The organism is Clostridium sp. X, assembly GCF_055755365.1.
In genome coordinates, this window is the sequence record NZ_CM146912.1 from 1,575,557 (window position 1) to 1,595,939 (window position 20,383).

Below are 20,383 nucleotides of genomic sequence, written 5' to 3' on the forward strand. Positions count from 1 at the left end.
AGTGGTATTTTTTTATTCAAAAAAGGGGGCAGCAATATGAAAGTTAAAAGTTTAGTGCCATATACAAAGGTAATATCTGGGGATACCGAAACACCAATAACTCTGTTTAAGAAGTATGTAGAAAAGGATAAAGGATTTTTATTAGAAAGTTACGATGCTGAAAATAATAAATTTTCTTTTATTTCTAAAAATCCTAGTGCAATTTTGCAAGGAAAAAACAATGAGATGACAATAATAGAAAAAGATACTATACAAGTTAAAAATGGAAGATTACTTGATATAGTTAAGGATTACTTAGATAAATATAAAATTAATAATGACACTGAGTACCCTTTTGTAGGTGGTGCTGTAGGTAGTATCAGTTATGATATCATTCGTCAATATGAAAAGCTACCTAATGAAAACAAGGACGTGTTAGATTTACCTGATGTAAATTTGATGATAGCAACAGAACTTGTTATATACAATCACCACCATAGTAAGATTATACTTTTAGTCTTAGAGGAAGAGGGAGATCTTGGTAGAGAAAAGGCTGAACAAAAGCTTAGTTTTATTGAAAATGAGATAAAAAATTCAATGTTAAATATAAAAGATTTTATTTTAGAGGATTATTGCAAGAAAAGTATAGTGAAAAGTAATGTCTCTAAAGAAGAGTATATAAAATCTGTGGAAAGAGCTAAAAGATACATCTACGAGGGGGATATATTTCAAGTAGTTTTATCTCAAAGATGGGAAATAGAAAGTGAAGAAAATCCTTTTGAAATATATAGAAGACTAAGAGAACTTAATCCTTCACAGTACTTGTTCTATATAAATTATGGAGAATATCAGGTTTTAGGAAGCTCACCAGAAATGCTTGTGAAAATGCAAAAAGATAGAGTCTATACTTGTCCTATTGCGGGCACTAGAAAGCGGGGTAAAGATTTTAAGGAAGATAAATTATTAGCAGAAGATTTACTTAGTGATGAGAAGGAGAAGGCAGAGCACGTAATGTTAGTGGATCTTGCGAGAAATGATATGGGCAAGGTTTGCAAGATTGGTTCTATAAAGTTAAGTGAGTTTATGGAGGTAAAAAATTATTCTCATGTAATGCATCTAGTCTCTACAGTAGAAGGAGAAAGAGATGAAAAAAAGAATGCCTTTGACATTTTATCCTCTATTTTACCAGCTGGTACCTTATCAGGAGCACCTAAGATTAGAGCAATGGAAATTATTGAAGAGTTAGAAAGAGAAAAAAGAGGACTATATGGGGGAGCAGTTGGGTATTTTGGCTTTGATGGAAATATGGATATGTGTATAGCAATACGCATGATGGTTGTGAAAAATAGAAAAGCTTATATACAATCAGGAGCTGGAATCGTAGCTGACTCTGTACCAGAAAATGAATATGAAGAAACTCAAAATAAAGCAAAGGCACTAATTAAAATATTAGGAGGAGATATAGGATGATTTTACTAGTAGATAATTATGATTCATTTACCTACAATCTTTATCAATATCTTGGAGAATATGATCAGGTTATGGTTTTTAGAAATGATGAGATTACTATAAATGAAATTGAAAGGTTAAAACCAAATAGAATAGTAATATCACCAGGACCTAAGACTCCTAAAGAAGCTGGTAACTCTATGGAAATTATAAAGGCTTTCTATAAAAGGATTCCAATACTAGGAATATGTCTTGGACATCAATGTATTGGAGAAGCCTTTGGGGGAGAAGTAAGCTATGCAAAAAAACTATGTCATGGCAAACAGTCACAAATAGAACATAAAGGGAAAGGCGTTTTCAAGGGTTTGCCAAAAGAGATAGAGGTTGCAAGATATCATTCACTAGCTATAAAAGAAAATACACTTTCTGATGAATTTGAAGTTACAGCTATTGCAGAAGATGGAGAAATAATGGGTATACAGCATAAGTATCACCCACTTATAGGACTTCAATTTCATCCAGAATCAATATATACCCCTTGTGGAAGAGAGCTAATTAAAAATTTTGTTGGAGAGGAGATGGAGATATGTTAAAGGATGCTATAAATAAGCTTATAAAAAGTGAAAATTTAAGAGAAGAGGAAATGATAATTGCTTTAGAGGAAATCATGAATGGAGAAGCCTCAGAGACTCTAATTGGAAGCTTTTTAACTGCATTATCTATTAAAGGTGAAACTATTGAAGAGATAACAGGTGGAGCAAAAGTAATGAGACAAAAGTCTGAAAAAGTAAACTTAGAATCTTTATATACCTTAGATACTTGTGGAACAGGGGGAGATATGGCAGGAACTTTTAATATATCAACGGCATCTGCTTTCATCTGTGCAGCAGCAGGAATACCTGTGGTTAAGCATGGCAATAGGTCAGTTTCTAGTAGAAGTGGAAGTGCAGATGTTCTCGAAGCTTTAGGTGCAAATATTATGTTAGTAGCAGAACAGGTGGAGAGATGCGTAAAGGAACAAGGAATTGGATTTATGTTTGCACCTAGTTTCCACAAGGCTATGAAGAATGTAGTTAATTCAAGAAGAGAGCTGGGATTTAGAACCATATTTAATCTTTTAGGTCCTCTAACAAATCCAGCAAAGGCAAAAACTCAGATAGTTGGAGTATATGATAAAGCTCTAACAGAGCCTATAGCAAGAGTACTTCAGAATTTAGAAGTGGAGCATGCATTAGTAGTTCATGGGATGGATGGTCTAGATGAGATAACTATAACAAGAGAAACAAAAATAACTGAATTAAAGGATAATAGAGTAAATACCTACACTATAAGTCCAGAAGATTTTAATCTTTATAGAGGAAGTAAAGAGGATATTATAGGGGGAAATGCTATAGAAAATGCAAATACAATTAAGAATCTATTTAAAGGAGAAATAGGACCAAGAAGAGATATTCTTCTTTTAAATAGTGGGGCAGCCCTTTATCTTGGCAAGAAAGCAGAGTCAATTAAGGAAGGCATAAATCTTGCAAAGGACATAATTGATAAGGGACTAGCCAGAAAAAAAATGGAGGAGTATATCGATTATACTAGGAGGTTAGCATGATACTAAAAGAAATTGTTCATAGAAAAGAAAAGGTAGTTGAGGAACAAAAGCTATATTCTAGCATAAGTGAATTTCAAAAAGAGATAAAGAGTATGTTAAAGCCATCAAGTTTTTATGAGGCTATATCCAAAGAAGGGTTATCTATAATAGGAGAAATTAAAAAGGCTTCTCCATCAAAAGGGTTAATTAAAGAAGATTTAGACCCTGAAAAGGTGGCTTTAGAATATGAAAAGGCTGTAGATGCAATATCTATTTTGACAGAGGAAGATTTTTTTAAGGGTAGTCCAGAATATTTAAGAAGAGTTAGTAAAGTGGTAAGTAATCCTCTACTAAGGAAAGACTTTATAATTAGTAAATTTCAGATATATGAGGCTAGAGTACTTGGAGCAAGTTGTGTACTTTTAATAACTTCAATATTAAAAGATGAACAGTTAAAGGAATATATAAAGCTAGCTAAAGAGCTTCAGATGGATTCTCTAGTTGAGGTTCATACAGAGGAAGAAGTAGAAAGAGCTCTTCAGGCTGGTGCTCAGATAATTGGAATTAATAATAGAAATCTGAATGATTTCTCTATAGATTTAAATAATACCTTAAAGCTTAGAAAACTTATACCTAAGAAAGTTTTAGTGGTCAGTGAGAGTGGAATTCACAGTGAAGAGGATATAAGATTCTTAAAAGAAGCAGCTATAGATGGAATTTTAGTAGGAGAAAGCTTTATGAAATCTGAGAGTATAGCTAAAAAGGCAGAGGAGTTTAAAAAGGCTTATGAATACTAAGGTTAAGATATGTGGACTTAAAACCTTAGAAGATATCCACAGTGTGAATAAATATGAAGTAGATTATGTGGGTTTTGTATTCGCTCCTAGTAAAAGAAGGGTATCTATAGAAGAAGTAAAAGAAATGATGAGTGCTTTAAGAAAAGATATAAAAGGGGTAGGGGTTTTCGTAAACACAAAGCCTGAGGAAGTAAATAAAATAATGAAATACTGTGGACTTCATATAGCACAGCTTCACGGAAATGAAAGTCTAGAGGAGTGTAATAAGATAAATTATCCAGTATGGAAGGGTATAGCTGTAGTTAGTGATGTGGATATAGAAAAAGTGAAGGTATATAAAAATCTTTCAGGAATACTTCTAGATGGAGCAAAGGCGGGAAGTGGGAAAAAATTCAACTGGGATTTTATTAAGGGAATTTCAAATGACTTATTTACTATTCTAGCAGGGGGATTGAAAGCTGAAAATGTTGAGGAAGGAATTTTAACAGTACGTCCTCATGTAGTAGATATAAGCTCAGGAGTTGAGAGCGACGGGAAGAAAGATGAAGAAAAAATAAAAGAATTCATTAGGAGGGTAAAGAGATATGAGTATTAGCAGAAAGTTTGGTAAGTTTGGTGGACAATATGTTCCAGAAACATTAATGAATGCATTAAAGGAATTAGAAGAAGCCTTTATAAAATATAGTGAAGATGAAGAATTTAAAAAAGAATATGAGTATTATCTAAAACAATATGTGGGGAGACCGTCACCATTATACTTAGCAGAAAGGATTACTGAAGATTTAGGTGGAGCTAAGATTTATCTCAAAAGAGAAGATTTAAACCATACAGGAGCACACAAGATAAACAATGTTTTAGGACAGATACTTCTTGCAAAGAGAATGGGTAAAAAGAAAGTTATTGCTGAAACAGGAGCAGGACAACATGGTGTTGCAACTGCAACAGGAGCAGCACTATTCGGAATGGAATGTACGGTATTCATGGGAGAAGAAGATATAGAGAGACAAAGATTAAATGTATTTAAAATGGAGCTTCTAGGGGCAAAGGTAGAGTCTGTAACCTCAGGTACTGGAACCTTAAAGGATGCAACTAATGAGGCAATAAGAGAATGGGTAAAAAAAGTAGAAGATACTTTTTATGTTATAGGTTCTGTTGTAGGGCCTCATCCATATCCAACTATGGTAAGAGAATTTCAAAAGATAATTGGAGAAGAAGCGAGGAAACAAATATTAGAGTCAGAAGGTAGACTTCCAGATGTGCTTATTGCAGCAATAGGTGGAGGAAGTAACGCTATGGGACTATTCCATCCTTTTATTGATGATAAAGAAGTTAAGATGTATGGAATAGAAGCAGGAGGACTTGGTATAGAAACAGGACAGCATGGAGCAGCCTTTGCTGAAGGAAAAGTCGGAGTTCTTCATGGAATGAAGACTTTACTTATGCAGGATGAAGAGGGTCAAATTAAGCCAGCCTACTCTATTTCCGCAGGACTTGATTATCCAGGTGTAGGACCAGAACATGCATATTTAGGAGAGATTGGAAGAGTTAAATATGAGCCTATAACAGACAAAGAAGCTGTAGAAGCCTTCCAATATTTATGTACTAAGGAAGGAATAATACCAGCACTAGAAAGCTCTCATGCCATAGCTTATGCTATGAAGCTAGCTCCAACCATGGATAAGGATAAGATTATAATAGTGAATCTTTCTGGAAGAGGAGATAAGGACGTTCACACCATAGGAAAATATTTAGGTAAAGAAATTGTGGAGGGATAATTATGAATAGAATAAATATAAAATTTAATGAACTAAAAAAAGAAAATAAGAAGGCTTTAATAACCTATATTACAGCAGGGTTCCCGTCTATTGATAAAACGGAAGAATTGATATATGCGAAGGAGCGAGGAGGAGCAAGTCTTATTGAAATTGGTATACCTTACTCTGATCCAGTGGCAGATGGACCAGTTATACAAAGAGCTGGAGAAATAGCTCTAAAAGGAGGTACTAATTTAGAAAAGATATTTAACGTAGTAGAGAGAGTAAGAAAAAATACAGATATACCTTTAGTATTTTTAGTATATTACAACACTGTATTTGCTTACGGTATGGAAAGATTTATAAAGAGGTGTGAAGAGGTAGGTATTGATGGTCTTATAATTCCTGATTTACCAATAGAAGAGCAGGATGAGATTCAGCCACATTTAGAGGGAAGTAGTGTTGCGTTAATTCCTTTAGTTGCACCTACATCTAAGCAAAGAATAAAAAAGGTTCTAGATAATAAAAGTGGATTTGTATATTGTGTATCCTCATTAGGGGTAACGGGAAGAGGTGGAGAATTTCACAGTGAGATAGAAGAATTTTTAAAAGAGGTAAGAGCTTGTACTGATTTACCTATAGCTGTGGGCTTTGGAATATCAAATAAAGAACATATAGATAAACTAAAGGATTATGTAGATGGAGTCATTGTAGGTTCTGCTATTGTAAGTGTAGTTGAAGAAAGTAATGGATGTACAAAAGTTTTAGAGAATTTTGTGAAGGAATTATGTTTTGAATAAATATAAAGAAGAATCCCCAGTGGGGATTCTTTTTAAAGTATTACGTTATCTTTACTTTCTTTTTCGTATTTTAATAGTTTGAGTATGATTTTATTAAATACGTCTTCTACTTTATCAAAGTCCATATTAGGAATATAAGATTTTTCTAATTCGTCATGAAGTTTTTTTGCGCTTGCAATTATAGATAAACCTTTGTCTAGTAATGAATAGAAGGTTTCTTTAGCAACTGCTATCTCTTCAGCATTTTTATTAATAAGTCTCTTATTTAAGAAGTCTTCCATGTTGATTTGATTTCCAACAAAATTTCTCTTGTTTATTTCATTAGAAGAGATTATAGCTATGCTTAATGATGGTATTAGCACATGCTCTATTCTTTCAGGTATCAATGGATCATGATAAATCTCAACAAATAAACCTCTTCTTAGAGCTTCTTCAGATATATAGCTTAGTAAGTTAGTCTTACCAGTACCAGGTCCAGCATTTAATACATAAACTCTCTTGTAGTTAGCACAAATAGAATCTATATAGGTAACGATTCCATTTGGAGTGAAAGCTGTAGCAAATAAATGTCTATCGGTTCCCATTGAAGATACATTTATATTAGATAATATATCATTTTTAAATTCCTCTTTAAAAAGATTTAATTTGGAAAGATTGAGAGCTTCAGAATTGTAGGAACTCCAATCATCATGTATAGTTTTAGCAGCACCTATATATCTATAAGCTCTTTTGAAGGTTTTTCCTACTTGTTTATTTATAGAAATAATAGTGCTTCTATAGTCTTTAAAACCTTGCTCATTCCAACAATCACCCATATTTAATATCTCATCTACAGCTCCAGGATTTACAGGATCAACTATGTGAGGCGAAGTCCCGTCAAGAAGAGCTACATTCAATCCCTTTATAACTATACCATCAAGAGAATTATTATCGGAAGAGCAATGATGATATTCTATATCATAGCCTTTTTCATTAAAATATTGACCAACTCTTTTCATAAGAGAAGACTTGCCTGTACCTGGACCACCCTTAATGCAAATTATTCTTCTTGCTGTTTCTTGTGATAGAATATATCTATAGAAAGAATAAAATCCTTTAGATGTATTTCCACCAGGAAAGAAATGTCTAAATTCACCTTTCATTAAATCACACTCCTATTTTTATATATCTAGTATAGTATATTATTGAGTTTGATTTTAATTGCCATAAATTTAACATAAGTTTTAAAATTAGTATTTCAAAATAAAAAAGGAGCTATCAAATTAGATAACTCCGCTTTAGTCTAAGTATTTAATTATAACTAGCTTTAAGAAAAATCTCTATCAATTGTAATCATAGCATTGTAGTTTGGATGAAGTTTTTTTAATTCCTTATCAATTTCGTTTATTAGGTATAAGCCATCTTTATTTATATCAAAATTCTTATTTATATTTACAACGATATCAAAGAGTATATTTTTACATTCTCCCTCTCCAACTATTCTAAAATCGTGAAAGGATTTTATTTCAGGAAACTTTTTCAAAATAGTATTCATTTCATTCATAGCCTCTTGGAGTTCCTCATCATCTGTATTAAGAGGGTCCATGTGTATTACTAAGAATATATTATGTTTAGTTGAAATTTCTCTTTCTGCCCTATCAATTACCTCATGAATTTTCACAAAAGGCAAATCACAAGGAACTTCCGCATGTAGTGAAGCCATGCGTCTTCCAGGACCATAGTTATGAATTATTAAGTCATGAATATCAATTATACAATCATAAGATAATATCTCACGTTTAATCTCCTCCACAAACTCAGGTTCAGGAGCCTCTCCTAAAAGAGGATTCATGGTCTCTTTTATTAAAGAGTATCCAGAGTACAAAATAAATAAAGACACAAGAACTCCTATATATCCGTCTATAGGAAAGGAAATCCATTTAGATAGTAGTAAGGAAAGTGCAACAGTACTAGATGTTATCACATCTCCTAAAGCATCTAAAGAAGATGCTTGAAGAGCTGAAGAATTAATAGTCTTTCCTATAAAACTATTAAATCGACTAAGCCAAATCTTTGTAAAAATTGATAAAACGATTAAAACAAAGGGTATAAGCTCAAAAGTTATGGCTGACGGATCCCTTATTCTATCAAAGGATGATTTAATAAATTCAAAACCTACTAATATAACCATAAAGGCTACTATAAGTCCTGAGATGTATTCAAGTCTTCCATGACCAAAGGGATGCTCTGCATCTGCAGGTTTTGAGGCTAATTTAAATCCTGCTATAGTAATTATAGAAGATAGTGCATCTGATAGATTATTAAAAGCATCAGCTGTAACAGCAATGCTCTTCACTATTAGCCCTACAGATATTTTAACTACAAATAATATTATATTTACAATTATACCTACTATTCCACCTAGATAACCATAAGAATCTCTAACTTTACTATCGCTTATGTTTTCAGGGTTTTTAATAAAACGTGAGACTAAAAATTTAGATAACATGCCTTTTCCTCCAAATTATAGTTAGAAAACTTTACAAGTAATTTTAACACAATATTTATTTATATCAAATATAAGTTCTTTTATTAATGCTTTTAAGTAAATATAAAACCTTGATATTAATATAGTATAATCATCTCATAGAAGTTTTAAGCAAATATATAAAATTTATAAAATATTAATACTTTATAAATTTTGGGCAACAAGATTGATAAAAAATTTTCAATATAGTAAACTGTATAATATGGGTTATTTTCCATATAGAAGATAAATTGTAAAAATATCAGGAGAGGGGAATAAGAATGAGAAATAAAAAAATCATTTCTATGGCACTAGCAGCTGGGATGTTAATTGGGGGAATAGGATTTACACCAGTTAAAGCTATGGCAGCAACAGAAGATAAGGGACAAGTAGTGCAAAATGTAGAAAAAAATCTAAAGAAACAAGCCTACGATGTACTACAAGAGATAAAAGCCAACCCAACAGAAGAGAAAATTAAAGAGGCAAGAACATTACTATTTGACATATCAGATCCAACTTATAAATCAGCTTATACTTATCTTTTAGATTTATATGTAAGTAGAAGTGAGGTAAAACCATCTATTGCAGTAGATGAACTACTCCTTGCAGCTAAATTGAATCAAAGTATAGTTTCAAGTGAACAAAAATTTGGACTTACTGCAAATTTAGCTGGAGAAAATTTATCAGATGAAGAAAAAGCAGCTTTAGCTGGAATACTTCCAATAGTAAATGCATTTAAATTAGATGTAACTGCCAAAACTAAAGCAAGTGATAATAATATGAAGGCTTCACTAGATGGAAATATGAAGTTTGACATGATGGGTATGTCTATGGACATGGACATTTGGGCAGATATGGATTTCACTGGAACTACGCCAAAGATGAAGATGATAATTGAAATTCCAGAGTTTGCAAAGATGTCTGATCCAAGTTTAAAAGATAAGCAATATCTTATTTATGATTTAGAGAAGTTAATGGCTATGTCAACACCTGCTGGTGCAGTTACTCCGGACTTTAGCAGTATAATGAATATGGCACAAAGCTTTAATACAAAATTTACAACTAGCTTTGAAAATGTTTTAAAAATAGCTGATGCGAAGCTTGATATTATATCAAAGGGAGATTTAACTAAATTAGATACTGAAACAGCTAAAAATTTATCAAAAGTTTATAATGTTAATTTAGACAATGATAAACTAATGCAGTTAATTAAACTTTCTATACAAGATAAAGAAATGAAAAAGGCATTAAAGGATTACATAAATATCATAAATGCTACTAATCCAGCTATAGGTGGACAAAAAATTAGTGATGAAGATTTTGATCAAATGATGAATGAAATGTTACCGGCATTAGATATGATCAACAAAGTTGCTAAGTTTGATTTATCTGTAGTATGCGGTGTAGATAAGGAAGGTTTTGTTTCTTATCAAAAGGGAAGCTTTAAAATCACAATAAATTCAGCAGAAGCTGCAGCTTTAATGGGAGTAGTACAACCAGGACAAACAAATGATACTAAATCAATATATACACTAACTATAAACTTTGGTTCAAATATAACAAATATAAATAAAGATATTAAAATATCTCCAATGCCAGAAGTTAATGAAAAGAATTCAATAGATTTAGCTGATATGATGGTTCAAACTACAGAAGTATCAAATATAGAAACTACAGAAACAGTAGAAACACCAGCTAAGTAATAAGTTAATAAGAATAATAGAAGTCTTGGTATAAATCTTAGGATTATAGCAAGACTTTTTATTATTGGTATAGTAAAAATATATTATTAATGTACCTTATACTTAGAAATACATAAGCATGTTATGTAACTTTAATAATGATATTGTATATTCTAATATAGAAATTAAATTTTGGAGGGATTTTATGACAAAGGAATTAAAATTCGCTAATGAATTGATAGATTTTTTATATGATAGCCCTACAGCTTTTCATGCAGTAAAAAATGTAAAAGATATATTGAGGGAAAATGGTTTTAAGGAATTAAGGGAAGAAGATTCGTGGGCACTACACAAAGGATTTAAGTATTTTGTGACAAAAAATGATTCAGCATTAATAGCTTTTACAGTAGGACCGGAGAAAGTTCAAGAGAGTGGATTTAAGATAATAGGAGCACATACAGATTCTCCAAGCTTTAGAGTTAAGCCAAATTCAGGAATGATATCAGAAAATACATACATTAAATTAAATACAGAAGTATATGGTGGACCAATATTAAATACTTGGTTAGATAGACCTCTATCACTTGCAGGAAGAGTAATCATAAGAGGAGAGAATTTATTATACCCAGATGTAAGACTTGTAAACATTAAAAGGCCTATAATGATAATACCAAATCTTGCAATTCACATGAATAAAAAAGTAAATGAGGGTATTGAGCTAAATAAGCAAGTGGATATGCTTCCACTACTGGCTTTAATTAATGAAGGATTTGAAAAGGAAAACTATCTAATAAAACTAATATCTAAGGAGCTAAATATTAACTATAAAGATATATTAGACTTTGATTTATTTTTATACGAATATGATAAGGGAAATGTTATAGGCGTAGAGGATGAGTTTATATCCGCATCTAGACTAGATGATTTAGAAGCTATTCATGCTGGACTTCATGCTTTAATAAACTCAAGAATATCAAAGGCTACAAATATACTAGTATGTTTTGATAATGAGGAAGTAGGAAGTGCAACAAAGCAAGGAGCAGATTCTGAAATGCTTTCAAATGTATTAGAAAGAATAGTATTATCACTAGGTGGCAATAGAGAAGACTTTTTTAGAGCTCTTTCAAAAAGCTTTATAATATCAGCTGATGCAGCACATGCTACACATCCAAATAGAGGAGAAAAAGGTGATCCTACAAATAGACCAGTTATAAATAAAGGCCCTGCTATAAAAATCGCAGCTAGCCAAAGTTATACTTCAGATGCTGACTCATCATCTGTATTTGTAGCACTATGCGAAAAAGCAGGGGTACCAGTTCAAAAGTTTGTAAATAAATCCGATGAAAAAGGAGGATCTACTATAGGACCTATTTCATCAACTCATTTAAATATACGCTCAGTTGATATAGGAGTACCAATGCTTGCAATGCATTCAATAAGGGAACTTTCAGGTGTTAAAGACCATTATTATGTTACTAGAGTATTTGAGGAGTTTTACAACTTATAGTCTATCCATTTAATAGATTTGAAAAGTTTGTTATGGGAGAAGAAGCTGTTAAGAATTAAAATGGTATAATATGATAAAATGAATATACGGTTTTATAATTATACAAAGCATATACGGAGGAATAAAGAATGAAAAAGAAACTTATAGGGATGATTTTATTTGGAACTGTTATTTTAACTGGATGTGGAAATAAGACAGTACTAGATACTAAATATACATTCAATAAGGCTAAGATATATATAGGCAATGAAGTGATAGAATTAGAAGTAGCACAATGGAAGGATTACGATGATAGTGATCAAATACAGATTATAGATAAGAATGGAAAGGTATATCTTACTCATGCATCTAATGTGTTATTAACAGATAAGTAAAATATAATTTATTAGAAATGCTTAAGATTTAAAAACACAAGAGAATAGGAATGAATTATATGAGTTAAGGAATATTATATTCTATATAGATACAGCTATATAACTATAAAAGGAGTGCAATTATATGGACAATAAAGAGTACCTGTTAGATGCAAATATAGTTATAAAGATTTGGAATAAATACCCTGGATTATTTAAGGCTATGGAACATGCGGAAGGAATTGATTTTAAAATATCTAGACCTATAGCAGAAGAGTTATCAGTAAAAGAATTTAAAGTGGTAGGTGGAATATCAGTTCTATCAAGTAAGTTTCTAGAGTTATTAAATCATATAATAGATGAAAAAGATAGCAATGGGGAAAAGGAAGTTCAGGATATTCTAGATGAAGATATAGGTATAAATACTAATATTAAATATGATGCTAGGAAAGATATTTACCATATGGACGGAAATAAGATATCAGGAAATGATTATAGGCTTATGGAGGTTTGTAGAAAAGATAAAAAATATATTCTAGTCACAGAGGACAGAAATTTATATAATAGTGCAAAATCCATAATAGAAAACTCAAGAATATTAACGTTTAAAGAGTTTATAAAAGATTTAGAGGAATTAAATGTTATGTAAAGAAACGAACTTCTCTATAATAGTTTTCGTATATAAAGTAATAAGTTATTAAACTTGCGAATAAAGAGGGTTAATTATGAGAGCTAAAACTGATTTAAATAAAAGCATAGTTGTATTAATAATTTCACTTATAATGAATTACCTTTTTATCCCAATAGCATATAAAGCTACAGAGTCAGATCTTGGGCAAATAGCTTATATGATGTTTGTATTTTTCCCAATATCAGCTTTTATTACAGGAGTTCTTTCAGAAGGTGTAATAGGAAAGGTAGGTTACGCTACTCTAATAGCAATAATATCTTTTTCTATGTCTAGTGTGATAAAGTATAATATTAAAGGACTTATGTATGTACCAATTTATGTTATTGTCTGTGTTATAGGATTTTACGTAACACTTGGAGTAAAAAAACTAGCTATAAGACTAAGATCAAAAAGCTGAGAAGTCTATAAATTAAACTTCTCAGCTTTTAAATATTATTATTTCTATTTAGCTAGTATAGAGTCCTTAACTTTCTTATATGCATAGTCTATAGCTGATTCTAAATTATTGTTATTTTTCCCACCGCCTTGTGCAGAAAAATCACTTCCACCACCTTTTCCGTCAATTAAGGTTATGGCATCTTTTAAAAGTAGATTCATACTAATTACCTTTAAATCCTTTGAACGCATAAATACTAGGTGTGACTTGTCATCAGACTTTAATCCAAATAATACTATAACATTTTCAAATGCGGATAGCTTTGATGCTAAGCTATTAATGTCTTTTAAATCTCCACTTTCATATATAGTTTTAAGAACTTTTACATCATTTATACTTTCACAGGAGTCTAGCATATCTTTAACTTGGTATTGAGTAATCTCAGCCTTTAAAAAGGATTTTTCAGTAAGAGCTTTATTAAGCTCTCCCTTAAGACGTTCTACTTCGGTTAGTACATTCTCAGTACTGCAGGAGAAAATACTAGACATCCTATTTATTGCTGAATGTTTTTCACAGTAATCAGAAATTGCTCTTGATCCACATAAGAAATAAATCCTTGTTCCATTTTTATATTTTTCCCACTTCACAATTTTAATAATTTGTACTTCAATTGTTGATTTAGGATGAGTTCCGCAACAAGCATTTATATCAAATTCTCCAATTCTAACTATTCTAATTTGATCTTCAGTTTTTGGAATAGCTTTTCTAAGAGGAAGTTTTTTAAGTTCTGAATTAGTTGGATACAATATCTCAACAGGAATATTATCAAATACTACTTTATTTGCGGTTTCTTCTACTTTTTTAATTTCGTCCTCTCCTATAATTTTATCAATATCAATAGTCGTATAGTTTTCACTAAGGTGAAAGCCAATAGTATTTATTTTTAGTAAATCAAAAAAAGAGGCAGATAGAATATGCTGTCCAAGATGTTGTTGCATATAATCATATCTTCTGCTCCAATCTATACTACATTTAACTCTGTGAATTTTTATAGGTTTTACATCGACTACATGATATACTGTTTTATTATCTTCGTATACATAGGTTACTGGAATAGAGTTTATGTATCCAGTATCACTTGGCTGACCACCACCTTCAGGATAAAAGCAGGTTTTGTCAAGTTCAATATGATATTTGTTATCTTTTTCAATTACATTTATAACTTCAGCAGTAAATTCTATTTGGTAGGGATTTTCATAATAAAGTCTTTCCATTATTCTGCAACTCCTTTTTATATGTAGTGTTTATTACACTTACTTATAGATTAATATGGATTAAATTTGTATACCTTATTGTAACATAAAATACATTTATGTTATTGATAAAATAAAATTCTTGGAGTATTATAAATATTGGAGTATACTTATACTATGAGACCATAAAATAGAAAATTTGGAGGTGCAATATTATTAATAAAGATTTAATAATGAATGAAGACATTAAAGAAAAGGAAATTAGGTTAATAGGAGAGGAAGAAGAAGGAATTGTTAATACTAAAGATGCTCTTAAAATGGCATTTGATAGAGATTTAGATTTAGTTATGATTTCTCCTACAGCTAATCCTCCCGTATGTAGAATAATGGACTATAGTAAGTTTCTTTATCAACAATCTATAAAGCAAAAAGAAAATAGAAAAAATCAAAAGATTGTTCAACTTAAAGAAGTAAGATTAAGTCCTACTATTGAAGAGCATGATATAGAGATTAAAGCTAATAACGCTAGAAAGTTCCTATTAGGTGAAAATAAAGTTAAAGTCTCTATGAGATTCAGAGGAAGACAAAATAATTACACTGACATAGGATCTAAAGTGTTTGATATATTTCTTTCTAAGATTGGAGATTCAGGAATCGTTGAAAAGCCAGCTAGATTAGAAGGAAATAACATGACTATGATTCTTGCTCCTAAAAAAACAGTATAACTAATAAAAGAGGTAGATAGGAAATATCTATCTCTTATCTATATAAAAAACTAGTTCTATTGTAAAGTAATAAATTATGTATACTAAAATAAAATTAAGACTTATTATTTTATATATACAATGATATCGAGGTATTAGCCAATGAAGAGATTTAAAAAGTTCTATATAGAGATAATTAATATGTGCAATCTCTCATGTAGTTTTTGCCCGCAAACAAAAAGGACTTCACAAATTATGAAGTCTGAAGAATTTGATAAAATATTAGACCAGGTAAAACCATATACAGATTATATATATTTTCATGTAAAAGGGGAGCCACTGCTTCACCCTGAAATAGATAAATTTCTAGACTTAAGTTACGAAAAAGGACTTAAGGTTAATATAACAACAAATGGAACCCTTATAAATAAAGTTAAAGAAAAGATAATTACAAAGCCTGCCCTTAGGCAAATTAATTTTTCATTACATAGCTTTGATGGAAATGAAGGGAATGGAAATAAGGAAGACTATGTAAAGGATATCATATCTTTTACGAAGGAAGCCTTAAGAGAAACTAATATTATAATATCTTTTAGATTATGGAACCTAGATGAAGATAATGTGACAAATCTTCAGAGGAAGAAGAATCTAGACATACTTAGAATGATTCAGAGAGAATTTAACTTGCCTTATAATATTGAAGAGAAAATTAGCCCCGGTAGAGGCATTAAAATAGAGGAGAGACTATATTTAAATCAAGATCATGAATTTGAATGGCCAGCACTTGATAAGGAAGAGGATCATGATAAAGGTTTTTGTTATGGACTTAGAAATCAAATTGCTATATTGGTAGATGGGACGGTAGTTCCATGTTGTCTTGATGGAGAAGGGGTAATTAATCTAGGCAATGTTCATGATATAAATTTTTCAGAAATAATTAATAGTGATAGAGCTAACAATATTTACAATGGTTTCTCAAAAAAAGAAGTGGTAGAAGAATTGTGTAGGAAGTGTGGATTCAGAAGAAAATTTAATATATAAATATCTAAATATAGGGAGGTAGCCATGAAAAATACAGTATTTTTAAACTCAGCTAAAGTAGACTTTGATAACAAGTTAGACTTTTCATCACTAATTAACGTAACGAATTTTACTAAATATGATTTAAGTAATGATGAAGAAATTTTGGAAAGAGTTAAAGGACAAAATATTATTATAACTAAAGAATTGCCTATTGGTAGAAATTTAATAGAAAAGTTTCCAGATTCAGTTGAGCTGATTTGTGAAGCAGGTACAGGTTATAATAATATAGATATGGATGCTGCAAGAGAAAAAAATATTATAGTTTGTAATATTCCAGGATATAGCACTGAAGCAGTGGCTCAACTAACTATTACATTCATACTAAATTTATGCTCTTCAATGACAATACAGCAAAATATGATTAAAGCTAAAAATTTCGATAATTTTACGGAACATCTTCAAGTACCTCATGTTGAGGTGCAAAATAAGACTCTTGGAATAATTGGATCTGGTACTATCGGCCAGCAAGTAATGCAAGTTGCTTTAGCTCTTGGAATGAATATACTTGTATATAATAGAACTCCAAAGGTTTGGGATAATCCAAATATAAAATCTGTTTCTCTTGAAGAGTTACTTAAGAACAGTGATTTTGTTAGTATTCATTGCCCTCTTACTGAAAGCACAAGACATCTTATAAATAAAGAAACATTAAGCTTAATGAAGCCAACTGCCTTTATTATTAATACATCAAGAGGACCTATTATAAAAGAAGCTGATTTAATCGAAGCTTTAAAGAATGGTCAGATTGCTGGTGCAGGTCTTGATGTTCAAGAGCAAGAACCACCAGAACTTGATAATCCTTTGTTTTATATGGATAATGTAATTATGGCTCCACATATAGGATGGAGATGTTTTGAATCAAGACAAAGACTTTTACAGCTTTTAGCTGATAATATTAAAGCATTTACTGAAGGAAATCCAATTAATGTTGTAAGTAAATAGGTGCATTATAAAAGGAGGAAGTATATTCCTCCTTTTATAATGCACATTTTTATTAATTTATAAAATTATATTGACATATCTTCTCAAAATTATATAATAATATATGAATGGTTATTCATATGTTCATATATTATTGTAAGGGGGATATTAAATGTCGAATAATAAAATTACAGCAGAAAGCTGTAATTGCTCTATAATACATGAAGATATAGTTAATAAAGTAAAAGAAGGTATTCCAGAAGAGGAGACTTTATATGATTTAGCTGAGGTCTTTAAGGTTTTTGGAGATACCACAAGAATTAAAATTCTGTACGCCTTGTTTGAAGCTGAAATGTGTGTATGCGATGTTGCTGCATTATTTGGAATGACTCAATCAGCAATTTCTCATCAACTTAGAGTTCTTAAACAAGCTAGACTAGTTAAAAACAGAAAAGAAGGAAAGGTTGTTTATTATTCTCTAGACGATGAGCATGTAAAACAAATTTTTGATCAAGGACTTATACATGTAACTGAAAAGTAGCATTAAATTTTAGCTTTTAGGAGGTTGGGTATGGATAGTAAGGGGAAGGGAACACATAAAAAAGAGTTTATATTAGAGGGACTTGGGTGTGCAAGTTGTGCAGCAAAAATGGAAAGAGGCTTAAATAAACTAAATGGAGTTAGTAATGCATCTATTAACTTTGTAACAACTACCTTATCTGTAGAAATAGATGAAGATAAAATAAATGAATATACTACGGCTATAAGTGAAGTAGTAACAAGTATAGAATCTGACGTAATAGTGAAGGAAAAAATAAATACTAAACTGAATAAAAAAAGATTACATGAGCATAGCCATGAACATGATCATGACCAACAGCATAATCATGGACACAGCCATGATCATAGTCATGAGCATGGGAATTTATTAGAAAGTAAAGGGGATTTAATTAAGTTCATTTTGGGAGTAGGTATATTTGCTTTTGCATCAATTTTTAAACTCTCCTTTAAATATGAATTAACGTTACATCTTATTAGTTATATATTAATTGGAGGAGAAGTCTTATTACAGGCTCTTAAGAATATTGGTAAGGGACAAGTATTTGATGAGAATTTTCTGATGAGTATAGCAACTGTGGGTGCCTTTGCAATTGGAGAATTTCCAGAAGGGGTAGCAGTTATGCTGTTCTATCAAGTAGGAGAATTCTTTCAAGATGTGGCAGTTAATAAATCAAGAAAGTCTATTGAAGACTTAATGGACATTAGACCAGACGCTGCTAATTTAAAAGTAGGAGACAAAGTAATTGTTGTTTCTCCTGAGGAAGTAAATATAGGGGATATTATTATAGTAAAACCTGGGGAAAAGATTCCACTAGATGGAAATATATTAGAAGGTACATCTATGCTTGATACCTCTGCTCTAACAGGAGAATCTCTTCCAAGAGAAGTGGAAAAAGGAGATGCTGTCCTAGGAGGATTTATTAATAAAAATGGCTTATTAAATATAGAGGTTACAAAAGAGTTTGGAGAGTCTACAGTAGCAAAAATCTTAGATTTAGTGCAAAATGCAAGTGGAAAGAAGGCACCTACTGAAAACTTCATAACGAAATTTGCAATGTATTATACTCCAGCTGTAGTTATAATAGCAGCGGCACTTGCGCTTATTCCACCATTAGTTATAAGTGGGGCAACTTTCTCACAATGGGTATATAGAGCTCTAGTATTTTTAGTTGTATCTTGCCCTTGTGCTTTAGTAGTGTCTATACCACTTGGATTCTTTGGAGGTATTGGAGGAGCATCTAAAAACGGTATTCTTGTTAAGGGTGGAAACTATTTAGAAGCTTTAAATAATGTTGAAGCAGTTGTGTTTGATAAGACTGGTACTCTAACAAAAGGTGTCTTTAAGGTTACTGAAATTGTTCCAGAAGAGAATATAAGCAGAGAGCTTTTATTAGAATATGCTGCCTTTGTGGAGAGTTATTCTAATCATCCAATAGCTACATCTATTTTAAAAGCCTATGGAAAAGAAATTAATAAAGAGAAAATAGAAAGCTATGATGAACTTTCAGGATATGGAATCAAGATAAAGTTTGAAGGAAAAGAGATTATTGCAGGTAACTATAAGCTTATGGATAAAGAAGGAATTAGTTATAGTAATACAAGTTCTCTTGGAACAATAGTACATTTAGCCATTGATGGAAAATATGCAGGGTATATAAACATATCAGATGAAGTTAAAGAAGATTCAAAAGAAGCTATTAAAGGCTTAAAAGAGATTGGAATAAAAAAGATTGTTATGCTTACAGGAGATAATAAAACGGTAGCAGATAAAATAGGAAAAGACTTAGAATTAGATATGATTTATTCAGAACTTCTGCCACATGAAAAAGTAGAAAAGCTAGAAATGATAGATAGTCAAAAATCTTCAAAGGGAAAAATTATATTTGTTGGAGATGGAATAAATGATGCTCCTGTACTTGCTAGAGCAGATATTGGAATAGCCATGGGTGGAGTGGGTTCAGATGCAGCAATTGAAGCTGCTGATGTAGTTATTATGACAGATGAACCATCTAAAATTGTAACTGCAATTAAAATAGCAAAGAGAACAAAAACAATAGTAATGCAAAATATAGTTTTTGCATTAGGAGTAAAAGGAGTAATTTTACTTCTAGGAGCGTTTGGTATAGCTACAATGTGGGAAGCAGTTTTTGGAGATGTAGGTGTTGCATTAATTGCAGTACTTAATTCTATGAGAGTTATGAAAGTAAAAGAATATTAAAAGTGTATAATACAGATGAATAAATAAGGGGACTTTATACTTAAATATAGTATTATAGATATAGGATAGTTAGTATAAATTACTACTAATTCCTATATCTTTTTTATATAGGAATATTACTAAATATAGTTAATATAAATAGTATAATAAGTGTAGTATAATGTTGA

20 protein-coding genes are annotated in these 20,383 nt (G+C 31.0%); 17 read left to right on the forward strand and 3 right to left on the reverse strand.

From position 1 onward, the window contains the following. Window positions 1-36: 36 nt before the first annotated feature. The 7 genes from trpE to trpA are packed head-to-tail and all read left to right on the forward strand — an operon-like array spanning window position 37 to window position 6,361. Entirely contained in the window at window positions 37-1,449 is a 1,413-nt protein-coding gene (gene trpE / locus ACX0KU_RS08025; RefSeq protein WP_472989279.1) for an anthranilate synthase component I, read from the forward strand. After that, window positions 1,446-2,021 carry an anthranilate synthase component II gene (locus tag ACX0KU_RS08030; protein WP_472989280.1) on the forward strand — a complete coding sequence of 192 codons (576 nt, stop codon included), beginning with the start codon at window positions 1,446-1,448 and terminating at the stop codon, window positions 2,019-2,021. Before trpE ends, ACX0KU_RS08030 begins: the two co-directional genes overlap by 4 nt. After that, entirely contained in the window at window positions 2,015-3,031 is a 1,017-nt protein-coding gene (gene trpD / locus ACX0KU_RS08035; protein WP_472989281.1) for an anthranilate phosphoribosyltransferase, read from the forward strand. Before ACX0KU_RS08030 ends, trpD begins: the two co-directional genes overlap by 7 nt. Continuing rightward, on the forward strand, window positions 3,028-3,807 hold the full coding sequence (gene trpC, locus ACX0KU_RS08040) for an indole-3-glycerol phosphate synthase TrpC (RefSeq protein ID WP_472989282.1): 780 nt from the start codon (window positions 3,028-3,030) through the stop codon (window positions 3,805-3,807). The genes trpD and trpC overlap by 4 nt, the downstream gene beginning before the upstream one ends. Then, window positions 3,797-4,402, forward strand: a complete 606-nt coding sequence (locus tag ACX0KU_RS08045) for a phosphoribosylanthranilate isomerase (protein WP_472989283.1) — start codon at window positions 3,797-3,799, stop codon at window positions 4,400-4,402. Before trpC ends, ACX0KU_RS08045 begins: the two co-directional genes overlap by 11 nt. After that, the gene (trpB, locus tag ACX0KU_RS08050) at window positions 4,398-5,582 is read left to right on the forward strand and encodes a tryptophan synthase subunit beta (RefSeq protein WP_472992424.1); all 1,185 of its coding nucleotides are present in this window, start codon (window positions 4,398-4,400) and stop codon (window positions 5,580-5,582) included. The genes ACX0KU_RS08045 and trpB overlap by 5 nt, the downstream gene beginning before the upstream one ends. 2 nt (window positions 5,583-5,584) lie before the next feature. Then, the gene (gene trpA / locus ACX0KU_RS08055) at window positions 5,585-6,361 is read left to right on the forward strand and encodes a tryptophan synthase subunit alpha (protein ID WP_472989285.1); all 777 of its coding nucleotides are present in this window, start codon (window positions 5,585-5,587) and stop codon (window positions 6,359-6,361) included. 32 nt (window positions 6,362-6,393) lie between these two features. Here the strand turns inward: trpA and ACX0KU_RS08060 are convergent, their stop codons facing one another. Then, window positions 6,394-7,503, reverse strand: a complete 1,110-nt coding sequence (locus tag ACX0KU_RS08060; RefSeq protein WP_472989286.1) for a PRK06851 family protein — start codon at window positions 7,501-7,503, stop codon at window positions 6,394-6,396. Between the two features lie 164 nt (window positions 7,504-7,667). Next, a complete protein-coding gene (locus ACX0KU_RS08065) occupies window positions 7,668-8,849 on the reverse strand; it encodes a cation diffusion facilitator family transporter (protein WP_472989287.1) in 1,182 nt (393 codons plus the stop codon). 299 nt (window positions 8,850-9,148) lie between these two features. On the opposite strand from ACX0KU_RS08065, the gene ACX0KU_RS08070 reads away from it, so the two are divergent. From ACX0KU_RS08070 to ACX0KU_RS08090, 5 genes are all read left to right on the forward strand, one after another. Then, window positions 9,149-10,570: a hypothetical protein gene (locus ACX0KU_RS08070; RefSeq protein ID WP_472989288.1), complete on the forward strand. Its 1,422-nt coding sequence runs from the start codon at window positions 9,149-9,151 to the stop codon at window positions 10,568-10,570. Window positions 10,571-10,754: 184 nt separating this feature from the next. Further along, the gene (locus tag ACX0KU_RS08075; protein WP_472989290.1) at window positions 10,755-12,056 is read left to right on the forward strand and encodes a M18 family aminopeptidase; all 1,302 of its coding nucleotides are present in this window, start codon (window positions 10,755-10,757) and stop codon (window positions 12,054-12,056) included. Between the two features lie 128 nt (window positions 12,057-12,184). After that, entirely contained in the window at window positions 12,185-12,430 is a 246-nt protein-coding gene (locus tag ACX0KU_RS08080) for a hypothetical protein (protein WP_472989292.1), read from the forward strand. Window positions 12,431-12,554: 124 nt separating this feature from the next. Then, window positions 12,555-13,058 (forward strand): PIN domain-containing protein, encoded by a 504-nt coding sequence (locus tag ACX0KU_RS08085; protein WP_472989293.1) that lies wholly within the window; start codon window positions 12,555-12,557, stop codon window positions 13,056-13,058. A 76-nt stretch (window positions 13,059-13,134) separates the two neighbouring features. Next, window positions 13,135-13,497, forward strand: coding sequence for a hypothetical protein (locus ACX0KU_RS08090; protein ID WP_472989294.1), 363 nt, complete (start codon window positions 13,135-13,137; stop codon window positions 13,495-13,497). A 44-nt stretch (window positions 13,498-13,541) separates the two neighbouring features. On the opposite strand, the gene ACX0KU_RS08095 is transcribed toward ACX0KU_RS08090, so the two are convergent. After that, window positions 13,542-14,750, reverse strand: coding sequence for an alanyl-tRNA editing protein (locus tag ACX0KU_RS08095; protein ID WP_472989295.1), 1,209 nt, complete (start codon window positions 14,748-14,750; stop codon window positions 13,542-13,544). A 212-nt stretch (window positions 14,751-14,962) separates the two neighbouring features. Between ACX0KU_RS08095 and infC the strand changes: the two genes are divergently transcribed. From infC to ACX0KU_RS08120, 5 genes are all read left to right on the forward strand, one after another. Next, a complete protein-coding gene (infC, locus tag ACX0KU_RS08100; RefSeq protein WP_472989296.1) occupies window positions 14,963-15,454 on the forward strand; it encodes a translation initiation factor IF-3 in 492 nt (163 codons plus the stop codon). Window positions 15,455-15,595: 141 nt separating this feature from the next. Beyond that, entirely contained in the window at window positions 15,596-16,474 is an 879-nt protein-coding gene (locus ACX0KU_RS08105) for a radical SAM/SPASM domain-containing protein (RefSeq protein ID WP_472989297.1), read from the forward strand. 24 nt (window positions 16,475-16,498) lie between these two features. Further along, window positions 16,499-17,458: an NAD(P)-dependent oxidoreductase gene (locus ACX0KU_RS08110; protein ID WP_472989298.1), complete on the forward strand. Its 960-nt coding sequence runs from the start codon at window positions 16,499-16,501 to the stop codon at window positions 17,456-17,458. Window positions 17,459-17,609: 151 nt separating this feature from the next. Then, window positions 17,610-17,978 carry an ArsR/SmtB family transcription factor gene (locus ACX0KU_RS08115; RefSeq protein WP_472989299.1) on the forward strand — a complete coding sequence of 123 codons (369 nt, stop codon included), beginning with the start codon at window positions 17,610-17,612 and terminating at the stop codon, window positions 17,976-17,978. A 30-nt stretch (window positions 17,979-18,008) separates the two neighbouring features. After that, a complete protein-coding gene (locus ACX0KU_RS08120) occupies window positions 18,009-20,216 on the forward strand; it encodes a heavy metal translocating P-type ATPase (protein ID WP_472989300.1) in 2,208 nt (735 codons plus the stop codon). Window positions 20,217-20,383 lie beyond the last annotated feature (167 nt).